The sequence below is a fragment of the Erwinia mallotivora genome (assembly GCF_000590885.1).
Lineage (GTDB): Bacteria > Pseudomonadota > Gammaproteobacteria > Enterobacterales > Enterobacteriaceae > Erwinia > Erwinia mallotivora.
In genome coordinates this window covers 232,888-246,709 of sequence record NZ_JFHN01000053.1, presented here as the reverse complement: position 1 = coordinate 246,709, position 13,822 = coordinate 232,888, and the positions used below count along the sequence as shown (strand labels likewise).

The following is a 13,822-nucleotide window of genomic DNA, read 5'->3' as shown; positions in this document are numbered from 1 at the left end:
ATTTCACGCTATCCCGTTGGCGATAATTAACCGCCAATAATGACCGTGGGGCACCCCAGCGCGATAGTGCCTCCGTGACTGGTGCTGTCACCCATTCTTGCCGCAGGTTTGCCGCCAATCAGCACGGTGGCAGAACCTTTGATGATGGTAGATGGCGGGCCAACGCAGACGCAGCTATCCCCCAGCACCGCGGCGGGTAACGATCCAATTAACACCGTCGGGACACCCGGTCCTGCAATTGGGCCACCAACATGAGGAACAGGGGGAAGCGCCGGGGTAGCCATCGGACACATCTGTAGGTCCGTAATTCTTGCTGCAAAGGACATATATCAATTCCGCTCGTTGCTAATTAATTTTGACCAGCGTGCCTTTGATGGTCGTTATTCCTGAACAGGAAAGTTCAGCGGTTGTATTTCCTTTAAGCGTTAACCCGGTATTGGCCTGCGCTGAAACATTTAAAGCGGAGATGTTAGCATCGCCTGTCGCTTTAACGATGGTATCGCGTGTGGAGTTAATACTGACCGACCCTTTCGCGGTAATAGTAATATCTTTACTGCTGTTAATAGCAATACCGCTTTCACCCATGCTTATCGTATTACTGTTTTGATCGGTCAGCGTGACAGATTTGTCTTTATCGCTCATCACCACAGAGTTGCCGTTGGGTGTTATTAAGGTCATGATGCTGGTTTCATCGTCAAAAATAATTTTCATCTTACTTTTGGTTACGATGGTTTTAATATAATTATCGGCCGTAATCTCTTCAGGCATTATATTTCTACTGCTGTACAGTGAGCCAAGAATAACGGGATTGCTGGGGTCCTGATTGATAAAGCCCACAATCATCTCATCACCGATTTCAGGAATGAAAAAATTTCCGCAGCCTGATGAACCGTAGAAGCTGGCTAATCGCGCCCAGATTAAACTGGAGTCGTTATCCAGCGTCGGCAGTTTTATCTGAATGCGATAACTGGAATCCGGATCGCCATCTAATTTGGTCACGATGCCGATTTGCAGCCCATCGACGGGGGGTAAGTACCCTGACGCTGGCGGGGCGGCGATATCACGATGTTCCGCCGACCACATCGGCGACATCCCCAGTTCAGCCGTGGTGATCCACTGACCTTTCTCAATACTGTGATGAATGCCACCAACATAGTGTGAACCGTTATAGCGCTCACCCACACCTGAGAGCTCCAGTAAGCTGTTAATGGTGGCGCTGGCGTTTCCCTGAAAAGTGACGCTGCCCCGAACCTTACTCAGCATGGCTTTTACCTGATGACCATTAGCCCAGCGAGTCAGAGCATCAGTGCTGATGGTTGAGGCGGTTTGTAGCCGGTAATCACTGATGCCCAATACCTTCGCTAAATCTGCGCTGGTGAAGGTGCCTTGCCCTGCGATGGACTGAGCTGAACCGGAGCCTGTTACCATGTTTTGACTGGCAGAATCCCACGCGGTCGCGGTGACAGAACTGAGTTGGTTTCGCGCATCTGTTTTTGCCGAGAACGAGATTAAATCTGTGCCCCAGGTCACCACGAGGGCCGCCGCAGTGCTTGTTGCAGGTTTATCAACCGTCACCTTATTGCACTGGTTGGTGACCACAAAGCCATTTGCTTCGGCGCGCGTAAGGATAAAGTCCCAGTCAGTGCTGTTAAACTGGACAAGCTCAGGCCAGGGGTCGGTAATGCTGCCGACGGAGCTGGTAATGTTGGGGTATTTAGCCAGCAGCGCGCTGATTATTTTACTGTCAGATTGAGCAAGAAAACACTGGCTGTGTTTAGCAATAGTCATTGCTATTGCCTGATCTTTACAAACAATATTCAGGAATGAACTGTTATTCGCCGTAATTTCTAGTCCGTGGCTGATAATAATCCCTTCGAAGATTGTTTTTTCATCACTTGCATAGCCAGCAGAAACAGAAATAGTCGCTCCCGGTTTAAAGGTATCGGCATCGCTGACATCAAAGCGTTGAGAAGGCATATCGCCATCGCTGATGGTGAGCTCCGCAGTAGCGATATGATTTATCTGGTACCGAACATGGATAGCGATAACGCCAATGGCGCTGTCAATCGCTTTGCCATCAATTTTAATGGTCCAGGTGGTTACCCCGGTACTGTCATCACTTAATGGAGATATAGCCATAATTAACCCGATGTTTAAATTAAAGGTGGAAAGTAAATTTTTGTACCGGGCTTGATCTGTCGTGCGCTGGCTAAATTATTTTTCCGGGCTACCTCAATATAGTAACTGCTGTCGTTATAGATCTTGTGACATAGCATTGGAAGCGTATCTCCTGCCCTGAATTCAATAATGTGAGTCAGGTCCGGAGAGGACTGTTTCTTTAAAGCGCTTTTTTCTTTTTGCGTTAAATATTTTGCAAAGCTCAGCGCTACCGTCGCTCGCAATGGATTACCGGAGGAGTCAAACAGAGAGTAATTGATACTGATAGAGGTCAGACGTCCCTGAAAGCTGACGGATGTCCCCCAGGATATCACCACCGCATAGGGTTCATGCTGCTCACCATTATAGGCGTAGGTCACTTTTTTTAGCGTGGCAAGCTGCTTCTGCACGGTGTTGGTGCTGGTATTGCCCGTTACCCCTGTTCCATCAATGAGCAGTTCGAAGTCCAGTTTTTCGCTGTCATAGCCTTTAAAGGTGGTGGTCGGTGAAATGTCCCCCTGCTGCTGTGGACCTCTGTTGGTATAGCTGATACCAAAATTATGTTTAATGCTGCCCGGATTCAACGTCGCCGAAAATGTTTGCGCAACACTTCCTTTAGAGGTGATTGATTTTATCGTTATTTTTTCCATGATGGACTCCCTTTATTCAAATCACTTATCTTTCTCTTACTGTATCAGTTGCTTTTATAAAGTGATAAGGGAGTGTTTTCTCTGGCTGGTTTTTTTCAGCATTATAATCTGGCCGTTCAGAGTCGAAAGACGCGTTTTTATTATCGTCATTTATTGTTTTTGACTTAATCACAAGCTGCTTTATTTCTATTGGCACGGTTATAAGTTCCTTTTCAAATGATTAAAACAAATTTCGATCTCTTCAATGGCGATATCATTTTGGGTCGAGTTAAAAGGGGCCATCTTCAGTTTCACCGGATAGGCATTTGAGGCAGTCCAGCTTCTGCACGTTGTCCCTTTCTCATTTAACAAATTTATCGACACACTTTTCGTCACAATCGGTTTGGACAGCTCATCATTCAAAATGCCAAGACACCAGCTTAGTAATTTGGATGTTTTATCCGTCACGGCTCTCTTTAGCGTTAAATTGCTGGTTTTTATATTTTTGGGCAGATGATAAACCAGGTTATTGCCCCCCTCGCGATACTCTTCAGTTTCTATCTGGAACTCCAGTCCGGAAACTTCCTGAAAGGCTGTGTCATCAGCACAGCCACTGACAGAAACGCTGAAGTAGAAAGCGGGAAGGGGCCAGTCGCCATCGCCCTGTACTGCACCCGTACCTTTTTGGCTTTCCATGGTGATTCTTTCTGTATTCAGGAAATAGGTTTTTGCTCAATGACAGAAATCAAACGGAGATTTCCAGACCTTCATGGGCAAGTTCAATGGTTTCAACCGCCACTTCATTACTGTCCGATTTTAAATCGGTACCGGTAACTTTGGTCGGCCAGGCATTTTTTAGTTTCCAGCTCATCACTGGCGCCCCGCTTTCATCTAACAGATTTATGGTGACGGCGGTTCGGGCGATGGTGTTCATCTTGATCTTCGAATACCACGTGTAGAACTTGTTATCACTTTTAAAAATACCCTTCTTAAGCGTGACGTTGCCGGTTTTAATCAATCCGGGCATTTTTATCGTGGAAAATACCGGGCTGTTTCCCGCGCGATATTCGATGGGTTGTGATTCTAAATCAAGACCGGATACTTCCTGAAATGCAGAAACCATGCCAGCGCCAGCGCCACCATCCCATTTCACTTCGAAATGAAATTTCGGCATTGGCCATACTGTTTCGGATTGAGCTGAACCGTCATCTGCCATAGGTATCTCCTGAGAATAATTGGTTATATTCGATAATATTGAATGCTATTCACATGCCATGCAGAGGACAGAATCTACGATTCCTGCATCTTTTGCTGGAAGGTGATTTCGATAAATTCAGCCGGTCGTACCATCGCCACCAGCACGGTAATACGCAAAATACCTTCCAGGATATCGTTTCCGGTCATTGTCTTACCCAGACCGACGCTCACATTGTAAGCTTCACCCGGCGTTGAACCGGCTAATCCGCCTCGTTTCCAGATACCGTAGAGGAAATTACCCAGCATACTTTCCATCGAAACCCAGGTATTGGCGACATTGGGCTCAAAGACATAGGCTTTGGAGGCCAGCTTAATTGACTCCTGTAGCATAATCATCGTGCGTCTGACGTTGATATATCGCCAGTCCAGGCTGTTGCCATCAAGCGTTCTTGCTCCCCAGACCAACGTACCTTCACCGATAAAGGGGCGTATAGCGTTAATCGATTTACCCTGAGTTGTTACGTTTAAATCTTCCTGCTCATCATCGCTGATATTAACGGTTGGCGAGACAACCGCGTTGACGCTGACGTTAGCGGGGGCTTTCCATACGCCGCGTGAGTTGTCGACCATGGTATAAATACCGGCCATCGCCGCAGAGGGTGGCAGGATATTTTGCTGGAATTTGATGTCCGCCATGATGGTTTGGTACAGCGCACTCATATTCGAAAGGATCTTATGCAATAGCACCGCATCAGGTCTTGACAGCTGGCCGCTTAACTTAGCAATTTCATCAAGCATGGCCTGTTTGCGTGTCGCTCTCAGCTTATTACCGCCTGTGCTGAGTTCTTCTTCAGTGAGACCTTCTAAATCACTGAACACCGCAGCAACTTCGCTGTTAAGCAATTCTGCCAGCTTATCGATATTGCTGATGTTCAGGAAACTGACGTCGCTGTCCTGCACGATTGAGGTGTTCAGCCACGGGTAATAGGCAGATGAATAATCGAGATAATTAGTACCCAGTTTAGAACGGAAGTTTTCAATACAGTCACCATCAGGATGCTGACGATCTTTGTAACCATTCCAGATATCTAAAATCGCAATGCGGTTTTTCATCTTACCGCCGCAATGCCCAAGCATAGCCTGCTGAACATTAATACAATCATCTTCTGCCAGCTGTATTGCTTCTGGAATAAGCAGCATGGTGGGTTCAGCTTCTTTAATTAAAGGCATAATGCCTGCCTTTAATATCCCGGCATCGATATCGTCTGAGTAATTACCCACTGAAACGATATAACATGGGCCGCCGCCATTTTGAAAGAAAAATAGCATGCTGTAATAAAGATGATGGCGGGTATTTGATTGCGTAATCTGGTAAGTTTTTCCCGACTGCTTAAATGCTTCCCGGGTATTAGCATCCGCAGTTTTACCAATTTCGGCTATTTCAAATAAATGCTGGGGTTCTCCACCGAAGTATTGACGATATTCGGACATCGAAGTAATACGCCATCCCTGATTGCTTAGCGATTTACCGCCGTTATCCGCTTTTTCTGTATATCCGATAAATGCGGGAACCGCAGTGGCAACTTCAACAACAGAGTTCGGGAATGCATTTTGCTCAACTATATATACGCCAGGTGTTTTCATTACGCCCATAGTTTGGACCTTCATGTAATTGAATTGCAACCATGCCGACTGCCAGCACACAGAAAAAACGCTGTTAAGAAAGGCCTGAGATTAAGAACTATCTGATTAAGAATACTGATGTGTTTGTATAACTTTTTCTGAGTTTTCTGTCAACTATCAACTGAAGTTGTCGAAAAAGTCAGATCACATTTTTCATCATTACCCATCTGTTTACAGGGATGTGCAGGTGCTGTTTAGCCGGGAATTTATGGAGCTAATTTTTTAACCCATTGAAATTTATGATGAAAATCATAACCTGGCGTTAAGGGCTTTTATCATGTCATCAAAATGGCCACAGTAATCGGGGCAGTCGAAAAACAATCCATCTGGCTTTTGCTGGTATTGATCGCGCAGTGTGCGTTTTCAGCCGGCCTGCCATTTTTCACCGTAACGTTCAGACCGCATCACGTATGAAGGCTGGTAATCAGAGGAGTTGGTGCCACAGCATGATCAGTTGATGTAAATATGAGCGATGGATTTTTTTATTCCGTCGGAGATAAATGTTGAAATATTATCCGGAGCAGGGAGGGGCAGGGATTTCATGATGATTTTTTTGTCATCTGATAATGAGAAATATTCTGTGTAAACTTCCCTCAGGGGTATTGGATTGTCAGATAAAAAAACTCTTGCCGTTTTATTGGCGATTTTTTCATTCGGCTGCTCGGTAAATAAGTGAGAAATACCGAGGTTTTTTTTACCATCCGACGAAAATATATAGTATTTCCAGTTGGCCGAGATGGCATTAAATCTGACCGTAACAGATTTCTTCTCCAGAGTTAAGTGACGCTGCGGAAGAGTAATAGTGAGTATGCTGATTAAATTTTTATTAAAGACGGCAACATCATTACTGGCGATGGTTGTATTCGACGGGTTTATATCAGCCCAGTTTTCTGCATTAATATCCAGCGCTGGGCTATCGGTAAATTCTGCATGGACAGTTGAAATATTGAACATCCCGGGCATTTTTGTGATGCTTCTGATAGCAGGGGCCGTGCTTATAAGATGAAATTTCAGGGTGATTTTGTCAGTCAACTCCGCCAAATCCTCAAACCGTTCAGTTTCAGCAATCAGCTGCGTAAATCCCCGCGCTGATTTCAACAGAATGCCGAACTGACGGAGTAACACTGCTGTTTCCCGGTCTGGAATAATCTTAAAGGGCGCTAATCCATCGCTGTTTGCATTGTAATACTCATGCATAACGCTAATTAGTAAGATTGATTGATAGCCTGTCATTTAATTCTCTCTTTTTGCCATCGTGGTATCGGATAAATGAATGCTACCTACCTGAGACAGAACTGATTCACTGTCGGGGATCAGTGCTCTCACTCTGTAAATGCACGAAGGCAGATAGTGTGAGCCGAATATCCCCCACAAATGGTTTAATTGTTCACCCGGTATGGATTCCATCTCCATGTTAATTTGTTCAATATTTTCAGGGAGGTCAGGGGAGTTCTGACGATTGAAGCTGTTATGGCGATTGAAGAAAGCAAGAAAATGGGATAGCACTTTTAATCCGTCAGAGTAATGGTTCGTACTAAAGTTCGCTGCGACGGTCACCGTCATGGTGATAAAAAGCGGCTGCGATGATACCGCTTTTCTGTTGTTTGTGTGGTTGAACTCAGGTCGGTAACTTTTTGAAAATGTGTCTTTTTCGATGTTGTTGATAAAAATGAGGATCTTATTTTGTCTTTCAGGTGACTTTGAGCCATCAAGGTCCGCTGGCGGAGAGACAATCACCAGGTCATCGGCTAAATCAAACACACTTTTGACAGACTGATTCATCCTTTCTTTTAAGTAATCTAAGCACAAAGCCAGCATAAGATATTCCTGATCAATAATAGCAAATGATGTTCCTGAGTGGGCTTTCATAGCTATAACGCATTTGCCGAATGTTTTACAACCTTAAACGGTTTTCGGTGGCGCTTCTCACCAGGCGATCGCCATTGTGAACTCCGTCGAGGCGGTCAGGGAGGTCTGCCTGTCTCACTCTGGGATGCCGCATGCGGAAGAATGCTATTGAAAAACACAGAACCAGCGATAAAACCCGAGCGTGTAAGCCATCTGCTCACCGGCTTTACGACAGGTGTCCGGGATGCTTAGAGGACATATTTCTCGCAGGGTAATATGGACCTGAAATGTGGGCAGGGCAGGCGTTGATAAGTCGACAGATGGCAATACAGCTCAGGATAAAAACGGGTGTTCAATTGTGCAGAAAACAGAGCTTCGGGGATTATAACCGCTATACAGCACTATTTCCGGGATATATCCGCCACAGCAAATGTGCCTGCTGGCGACGCCGACAGGACGTTAATTTCGGCCAGTTTTGACTGCTTTTTAAATTTTTTTTCTCTCCGGTGTAAATAATTACGGATGCATTTATCAAAATATGTTTCGCGATTTTTTCTTTGTTAATGGTTTTATTTTTGTGGCCATTAAAAAAAGCCCCGAAAGAAATCGGGGCGTAATAGCAATGTTTGTATCAGTAAATTATCACTGATAAAAAGTCATGCTGATGATTGTTGTTATGCCTGGCATCTGCTGATATGCAAAATCAGCAAACTACAATGTTGTTCAAATCAGAAAGTCAGACCGGCACCAATAAATGGACCGTCAATCAACGTATGATTCTGGTGGCCACTTTTGCCATCCACGCTGGCGTGACGATATCCGGCTTTCACGGTCAATGGACCCAGCGGTGACCAGCTGATACCACCATTGGCTTCAACATAGTTATTTACGCTGTTAGTCAGGCCGCGTGGAGCAGAATATCCCTCACCATACAGGGCGAAATTAGCAGGTAAGGCGATTCTCACGCCTCCACCTACAGGAAACGCCACGCCGTTATCGCCCTTTTTGGGGCCGAGATAAGCCGCTTTGACTCCTGCTGTCAGCATAACCGGGCCAAGTTCCAGATTATAACCCGTACCCACTGAACCCACCTGAGTACCATCCTGGGTATTTTTCAACCAGTTGCTCTCCAGGAATATGCCGCCTGAGTCTTTACCGATTTCACCATTAAGATTGGTAAAGTTTTTACCTTGTTCCATACTGACACCCATTGCCATTGCGGATGTTGAGGTAATCAGTAATGATATCAGCGCTGTTAAAGTGATTTTTTTCATTTTAATGTCCAGATATAAATTAGTGCGGGTATTTTATTCGTTTTGCTTAAACCCTTTCTCAACCAGTAGTAGAAACCGATCTGTTTTTTTAATAATGCATCTGGCTTTTCAGATTTTTTTAATTGTCCTGACTTGCATCAAAAAAATAACGCTAAATGCCCTTTCTTTTAAAGCCGTCCGGCTTCCGTAGCCCGGTATCTTTTGTTATCTGTCATGCGAAATATTGCAAACGTGTTGCGTATTTGTAGTGTCGAAATATTGCGCCTCAACCCCGTCTGATTATCCACTACACTTCTGTACACAGCCCTGCTGCCGTCGCGCACGGCTCAGGAAATTTATTTCGCTGCGCTACAGGCTTTCTGATCCCAGCCAATATTTACAGACAGGTGACAATGAATGATCATTTCTGCATCAACGGACTACCGTAAAGCGGCAAAACGCAGATTGCCTCCCTTCCTGTTTCATTATCTCGACGGCGGTGCCTACAGTGAACATACCCTTCGGCGTAATACCGCTGATTTAGCCGATATCGCGTTACGTCAGCGAGTCCTGAAAAATATGTCTCAACTGAGCCTCGAAACTACCCTGTTTGATGAACAACTGGCGATGCCGTTGATACTGGCTCCGGTTGGACTGACCGGGATGTATGCCCGCCGTGGCGAAGTACAGGCTGCCCGTGCTGCTACGGCAAAGGGGATTCCTTTCACGCTCTCCACCGTGTCGGTTTGTCCTCTGGAAGAGGTGGCTCCGGCGATTGCTCGCCCGATATGGTTCCAGCTGTATGTGCTCAAAGATCGTGGTTTTATGCGACATGTGCTGGAACGTGCGCAGGCGGCAGGGGTGAAAACACTGGTGTTTACCGTCGATATGCCGGTTCCCGGCGCACGCTATCGGGATGCGCATTCGGGGATGAGTGGCCCTTATGCCACACAGCGACGGATTTTGCAGTCGGTTCTGCATCCACAGTGGGCATGGGATGTTGGCGTAAAGGGTAAACCGCATGATCTGGGGAATGTCTCGGCTTATCGTGGGCAGCCAACCACGCTGGAGGATTATATTGGCTGGCTGGGGGCAAACTTTGATCCCTCAATATCATGGCAGGATCTGGAGTGGATCCGCGACTTCTGGCAGGGGCGGATGATCATTAAAGGTATTCTTGACCCGCAGGATGCCAGGGATGCGATCGGTTTTGGGGCGGATGGTATTGTGGTTTCCAATCATGGGGGACGCCAGTTGGATGGCGTATTGTCCACAGCCAGAGCGCTTCCGGCAATTGCCGATGCGGTGAAAGGTGAGATAGCTGTTCTGGCGGATTCCGGCATCCGCACCGGGCTTGATGTGGTAAGGATGATTGCGCTTGGCGCTGACGGCGTATTGCTGGGGAGAGCATTTGTCTACGCGCTGGCAACAGGCGGTGAAGCGGGGGTGATAAATCTGCTGTCGCTGATGGAAAAAGAGATGCGGGTGGCAATGACCCTGACCGGGGCGAAAACTATTGCGGAGATTGGCCGCGATTCACTGGTTTCATGGTGAACAAACGCTGCTGTAAGCAGGAGCAGGAGCAGGAGCAGGAGCAGCGGGCGGCGAGGCCCGCTGTGGGTTTTTATCCGGCATTCATTCCCTGATGACTGCGCCAGTAATCAAAATAAATATGATCGGCCTGAAAATCGGCGGTTTCGGTGTCGCCGGTTAAACGCCACGCCAGCTGAAAGGCAAACTCAAAACTTTTACCCAGCCCTTTGCCACTGATCAGATTACCGTCTTCCACGACATTATCCGGGCTCCAGACGCCATCGGTCACCGCTTTGTACAGATCACCCGAACAGGTGTAGCGTCGCCCTTTCAGCAAATGATTGCCGCCCAGCACCCGGGCGGCAGCAGAGCAGATCGGCGCTATCCATTTTCCGGCCTCGTCATGGCGACTGATAAAGGCTTTTACCAGTGGATTAGCCGCCAGATTTACCGTGCCTTCTGGTCCGCCTGGGATCACCACTGCATCAAATTCCTCATGCTGGATGTCGCTCAGCAGTACATCAGCCACAACCGGGACAGTATGATAACTGGCCACCTCACGTCCGGTATGACAGGCAACGGTAGTCACTTTTACCTTCAGCCGGTTCAAAATATCAATAATGATAAAAGCTTCTGCCTCTTCAAAGCCCGGCGCTAACAGTATTGCCGCCTCTTTAGTCATCATTCCTCCTGAATAATAAAATGGCTAAATAATATTATTGAAATAACGTTTTATTTTTATATTGTCAATGCTGGTGCTGATGAGATGCGCACCGTGGCCGCAGAGCATTAACAACACTGCCCGTGCAATGCCTTTACACAACATATGCTTTTCATCGGCTCAGAGCATGCTTTAACATGATGGCTACTTCTATCGCGCTATGGATATGCAATGCGTTATTTGCTCACACTCCTTTTTCCACTGGCCCTGCTTTCAGCCTGTAGCAGCAGTAAGCCACTTCCGCAGCCTGAGCCACACGGTAATCCTTTTAAAGGCGACAACGGTTTTCTACTTGAACCTTCGCATAATGTCGCGCCGCTGGACGGCGATTTCGCTGATAACCCGGCTACTGCGGCATTTATCGAGAAAATGGTGCGGAAGCACAATTTTGATCGTCAGCAACTGCATGATGTGCTGGCACAGGCGAAACGTCTGGACTGGGTGCTGCGTTTGATGGACCGTCAGGCACCGGCTTATCAGCCCCCTTCAGGTCCAAACGGCGCATGGATCCGTTACCGCAACAAATTTATCGTGCCGGATAACGTGCAAAACGGCGTGCAGTTCTGGAACCAGTATCAGGATGCTCTGAATCGTGCCTCGCAGCAGTATGGCGTGCCGCCTGAAATCATCGTTGGCATCATCGGTGTGGAGACACGCTGGGGCAGGGTGATGGGCAAAACCCGAATCATTGACGCGCTGGCAACGCTCTCCTTTGCCTATCCGCGCCGGGCTGAATATTTCAGCGGCGAACTGGAAACCTTTTTGTTGATGGCAAGAGAAGAGAAAGATGATCCGCTCGATTTGCGCGGTTCATTCGCCGGTGCGATGGGGTACGGTCAGTTTATGCCTTCTTCCTTTAAACAGTACGCGGTGGATTTTAACAACGACGGGCACATTAACCTTTGGGACCCGGTTGATGCTATCGGCAGCGTCGCGCATTATTTCAGCGCTCACGGCTGGCAGAGAGGGGGCACCATTGCGGTTCCGGCCAGCGGGCAGGCACCACTGCTGGAAAACGGTTTCAAAACCCGCTATACCCCGGCGCAGCTTGCGGCTGCCGGACTGTCACCTCAGGTACCGCTCAATGGTCATCAGCAGGTCAGCTTGCTACGTTTCGATATGGGGCAGTATTACCAGTACTGGTATGGTCTGCCAAACTTCTACGTAATTACCCGTTATAACAACAGCAATCACTATGCGATGGCGGTGTGGCAACTGGGTGAAGCCGTGCGCGATGCGGGGCGGTTCTGAGGCGCATTCCGTGAAAACGGATGGCCTTTAGCGATTTCCCTGTCCTGAACGACTTGTTGCGATATTGTTCTTTCTGCGTGGCTGGCCGGCTTCTACAGTGAATGATGTTGTTAATAAATATCGTGAGGCAGAGATGAAAGACTGGAATCCCGATCTCTATCGTCAGTTTGAGGCTGAACGTACGCGCCCTGCCAAAGAGTTACTGGATCGCGTTCTTCTCAAAACGGTGCATTCTGCTGTTGATCTCGGTTGTGGTCCGGGCAACAGTACTGCTTTGTTGCGTGAAGCCTGGCCGGATGCGCTGATCACCGGAGTGGACAGCTCACAGGCTATGCTCGAACAGGCTTTAAAACGCCTGCCTGATTGTCAGTTCAGGCAGGTTGACATACGCGGCTGGCATGCTGATAAGCCCCAGGATCTGATTTACGCCAATGCTTCGCTTCAGTGGTTGCCCGATCACGCTCAGTTACTGCCGCATCTGGTTACACAGCTCTCGCCGCGCGGTGTGCTGGCAATACAGATGCCGGATAATCTGGACCAGCCCTGTCACAGTCTGATGCGCAAGGTCAGTGAAATGCCCGCCTGGCAAAGCAAAATTGGTGCGGAAGCGGCTGAGCGTAAGCGGTTACTTAGCGCTGAAAATTATTATGATTTGCTCAGCTCAGCCGGTTGTTCAGTGGACATCTGGCGCACAACTTACTATCACGTTATGCCTTCGCATCAGGCGCTGGTGGACTGGTTACGGGCAACAGGTCTGCGGCCTTTTCTGGCCCCGCTGTCAGAAGATGATCAACAGTCTTTCATCGCCAGCTACCTGCATGAGTTGCAGCAGGCTTATCGCATCCAGCATGATGGCCGCATACTGATGCCTTTTCCCCGCCTGTTTATGGTGGCACAAAGGGGTTAACGCAGGCTGGCGCAGAAGTTGGACTAAGACTGGAAAGCGTGCCGCAAAGTAGCCAGTGTCTTCTTTTCCCCAAATGAAAAAGTGCTAATCTTGCTGTTTCTTTTATTAGGGGATTGAGCGCTGATGACGGACGCTGAGTTAATGAAATTGAGTGCGGAAATTGGCCGACAGTTGCAACGCATGCAGGCCACCCTGACTACCGCAGAGTCCTGTACCGGTGGCTGGATTGCCAAGGTACTTACCGATGTTGCCGGCAGTTCATGCTGGTTTGAACGTGGATTTGTCACCTACAGTAATCAGGCTAAACAGCAGATGATTGGTGTTACTGCGGATTCGCTGGCGCGCCACGGTGCTGTCAGTGAGCAGGTCGTGCGCGAAATGGCTGAAGGTGCGCGAGTGGAGGCGGATGCCGACTTTGCAATTTCAGTCAGTGGTATCGCCGGACCTGATGGTGGTTCTGATGACAAACCTGTGGGCACCGTCTGGTTTGGTTTTGCGGCGCGTAACCGCGAAACAAAGGTACAGCGTCAGATCTTTTCCGGAGACAGAGAAGCGGTGCGCCGTCAGGCGACGGGCTGGGGGTTACAGACGTTGTACGCGCATTTTCTCAAAAATTAAACTTGATACTGTATGACTATACAGT

Annotated in this window: 15 protein-coding genes; 4 read left to right on the top strand and 11 right to left on the bottom strand. The window is 47.9% G+C overall.

Features of this window, described 5'->3' with window-relative positions:
• Nucleotides 1-26: 26 nt before the first annotated feature.
• From BG55_RS13625 to BG55_RS13585, 10 genes are all read right to left on the bottom strand, one after another.
• Entirely contained in the window at nucleotides 27-326 is a 300-nt protein-coding gene (locus BG55_RS13625) for a PAAR domain-containing protein (RefSeq protein ID WP_034938464.1), read from the bottom strand.
• A gap of 19 nt (nucleotides 327-345) precedes the next feature.
• Complete coding sequence (gene vgrG, locus BG55_RS13620) at nucleotides 346-2,139, bottom strand: type VI secretion system tip protein VgrG (protein ID WP_034938462.1); 1,794 nt, start codon at nucleotides 2,137-2,139, stop codon at nucleotides 346-348.
• A 14-nt stretch (nucleotides 2,140-2,153) separates the two neighbouring features.
• The gene (locus tag BG55_RS13615) at nucleotides 2,154-2,807 is read right to left on the bottom strand and encodes a CIS tube protein (protein ID WP_034938461.1); all 654 of its coding nucleotides are present in this window, start codon (nucleotides 2,805-2,807) and stop codon (nucleotides 2,154-2,156) included.
• A gap of 25 nt (nucleotides 2,808-2,832) precedes the next feature.
• Entirely contained in the window at nucleotides 2,833-3,003 is a 171-nt protein-coding gene (locus BG55_RS22865; protein ID WP_160170858.1) for a hypothetical protein, read from the bottom strand.
• A 2-nt stretch (nucleotides 3,004-3,005) separates the two neighbouring features.
• The gene (locus tag BG55_RS13610) at nucleotides 3,006-3,482 is read right to left on the bottom strand and encodes a phage tail protein (RefSeq protein WP_034938459.1); all 477 of its coding nucleotides are present in this window, start codon (nucleotides 3,480-3,482) and stop codon (nucleotides 3,006-3,008) included.
• A gap of 49 nt (nucleotides 3,483-3,531) precedes the next feature.
• Complete coding sequence (locus BG55_RS13605; RefSeq protein WP_034938458.1) at nucleotides 3,532-4,002, bottom strand: phage tail protein; 471 nt, start codon at nucleotides 4,000-4,002, stop codon at nucleotides 3,532-3,534.
• Nucleotides 4,003-4,076: 74 nt separating this feature from the next.
• Nucleotides 4,077-5,636: a phage tail sheath family protein gene (locus BG55_RS13600; RefSeq protein ID WP_034938456.1), complete on the bottom strand. Its 1,560-nt coding sequence runs from the start codon at nucleotides 5,634-5,636 to the stop codon at nucleotides 4,077-4,079.
• 480 nt (nucleotides 5,637-6,116) lie between these two features.
• Complete coding sequence (locus BG55_RS13595; RefSeq protein WP_152542776.1) at nucleotides 6,117-6,899, bottom strand: hypothetical protein; 783 nt, start codon at nucleotides 6,897-6,899, stop codon at nucleotides 6,117-6,119.
• Nucleotides 6,900-7,535 (bottom strand): Pvc16 family protein, encoded by a 636-nt coding sequence (locus BG55_RS13590; protein ID WP_200871621.1) that lies wholly within the window; start codon nucleotides 7,533-7,535, stop codon nucleotides 6,900-6,902. It abuts the gene before it with no gap.
• Between the two features lie 707 nt (nucleotides 7,536-8,242).
• Nucleotides 8,243-8,788 (bottom strand): YfaZ family outer membrane protein, encoded by a 546-nt coding sequence (locus BG55_RS13585; RefSeq protein ID WP_034938451.1) that lies wholly within the window; start codon nucleotides 8,786-8,788, stop codon nucleotides 8,243-8,245.
• Nucleotides 8,789-9,184: 396 nt separating this feature from the next.
• On the opposite strand from BG55_RS13585, the gene lldD reads away from it, so the two are divergent.
• Nucleotides 9,185-10,321: an FMN-dependent L-lactate dehydrogenase LldD gene (gene lldD / locus BG55_RS13580; protein ID WP_034938450.1), complete on the top strand. Its 1,137-nt coding sequence runs from the start codon at nucleotides 9,185-9,187 to the stop codon at nucleotides 10,319-10,321.
• Between the two features lie 70 nt (nucleotides 10,322-10,391).
• Here lldD and BG55_RS13575 read toward each other — a convergent pair whose 3' ends face one another.
• Complete coding sequence (locus BG55_RS13575) at nucleotides 10,392-10,982, bottom strand: DJ-1 family glyoxalase III (protein ID WP_034938448.1); 591 nt, start codon at nucleotides 10,980-10,982, stop codon at nucleotides 10,392-10,394.
• A 210-nt stretch (nucleotides 10,983-11,192) separates the two neighbouring features.
• Between BG55_RS13575 and mltB the strand changes: the two genes are divergently transcribed.
• The 3 genes from mltB (at nucleotide 11,193) to pncC (ending at nucleotide 13,797) form a co-directional block, all read left to right on the top strand.
• Nucleotides 11,193-12,272 carry a lytic murein transglycosylase B gene (gene mltB / locus BG55_RS13570; RefSeq protein WP_034938447.1) on the top strand — a complete coding sequence of 360 codons (1,080 nt, stop codon included), beginning with the start codon at nucleotides 11,193-11,195 and terminating at the stop codon, nucleotides 12,270-12,272.
• A 133-nt stretch (nucleotides 12,273-12,405) separates the two neighbouring features.
• Entirely contained in the window at nucleotides 12,406-13,179 is a 774-nt protein-coding gene (tam, locus tag BG55_RS13565; RefSeq protein WP_034938721.1) for a trans-aconitate 2-methyltransferase, read from the top strand.
• A 123-nt stretch (nucleotides 13,180-13,302) separates the two neighbouring features.
• The gene (gene pncC, locus BG55_RS13560) at nucleotides 13,303-13,797 is read left to right on the top strand and encodes a nicotinamide-nucleotide amidase (RefSeq protein ID WP_034938445.1); all 495 of its coding nucleotides are present in this window, start codon (nucleotides 13,303-13,305) and stop codon (nucleotides 13,795-13,797) included.
• The last annotated feature ends 25 nt before the right edge of the window (nucleotides 13,798-13,822 follow it).

What these genes read in the sequence shown, in the direction of transcription:
- BG55_RS13625 (WP_034938464.1), bottom strand. Translation starts at nt 326, where the DNA reads ATGTCCTTTGCAGCAAGAATTACGGACCTACAGATGTGTCCGATGGCT.
- vgrG (WP_034938462.1), bottom strand. Translation starts at nt 2,139, where the DNA reads ATGGCTATATCTCCATTAAGTGATGACAGTACCGGGGTAACCACCTGG.
- BG55_RS13615 (WP_034938461.1), bottom strand. Translation starts at nt 2,807, where the DNA reads ATGGAAAAAATAACGATAAAATCAATCACCTCTAAAGGAAGTGTTGCG.
- BG55_RS13610 (WP_034938459.1), bottom strand. Translation starts at nt 3,482, where the DNA reads ATGGAAAGCCAAAAAGGTACGGGTGCAGTACAGGGCGATGGCGACTGG.
- BG55_RS13605 (WP_034938458.1), bottom strand. Translation starts at nt 4,002, where the DNA reads ATGGCAGATGACGGTTCAGCTCAATCCGAAACAGTATGGCCAATGCCG.
- BG55_RS13600 (WP_034938456.1), bottom strand. Translation starts at nt 5,636, where the DNA reads ATGGGCGTAATGAAAACACCTGGCGTATATATAGTTGAGCAAAATGCA.
- BG55_RS13595 (WP_152542776.1), bottom strand. Translation starts at nt 6,899, where the DNA reads ATGACAGGCTATCAATCAATCTTACTAATTAGCGTTATGCATGAGTAT.
- BG55_RS13590 (WP_200871621.1), bottom strand. Translation starts at nt 7,535, where the DNA reads ATGAAAGCCCACTCAGGAACATCATTTGCTATTATTGATCAGGAATAT.
- BG55_RS13585 (WP_034938451.1), bottom strand. Translation starts at nt 8,788, where the DNA reads ATGAAAAAAATCACTTTAACAGCGCTGATATCATTACTGATTACCTCA.
- lldD (WP_034938450.1), top strand. Translation starts at nt 9,185, where the DNA reads ATGATCATTTCTGCATCAACGGACTACCGTAAAGCGGCAAAACGCAGA.
- BG55_RS13575 (WP_034938448.1), bottom strand. Translation starts at nt 10,982, where the DNA reads ATGACTAAAGAGGCGGCAATACTGTTAGCGCCGGGCTTTGAAGAGGCA.
- mltB (WP_034938447.1), top strand. Translation starts at nt 11,193, where the DNA reads ATGCGTTATTTGCTCACACTCCTTTTTCCACTGGCCCTGCTTTCAGCC.
- tam (WP_034938721.1), top strand. Translation starts at nt 12,406, where the DNA reads ATGAAAGACTGGAATCCCGATCTCTATCGTCAGTTTGAGGCTGAACGT.
- pncC (WP_034938445.1), top strand. Translation starts at nt 13,303, where the DNA reads ATGACGGACGCTGAGTTAATGAAATTGAGTGCGGAAATTGGCCGACAG.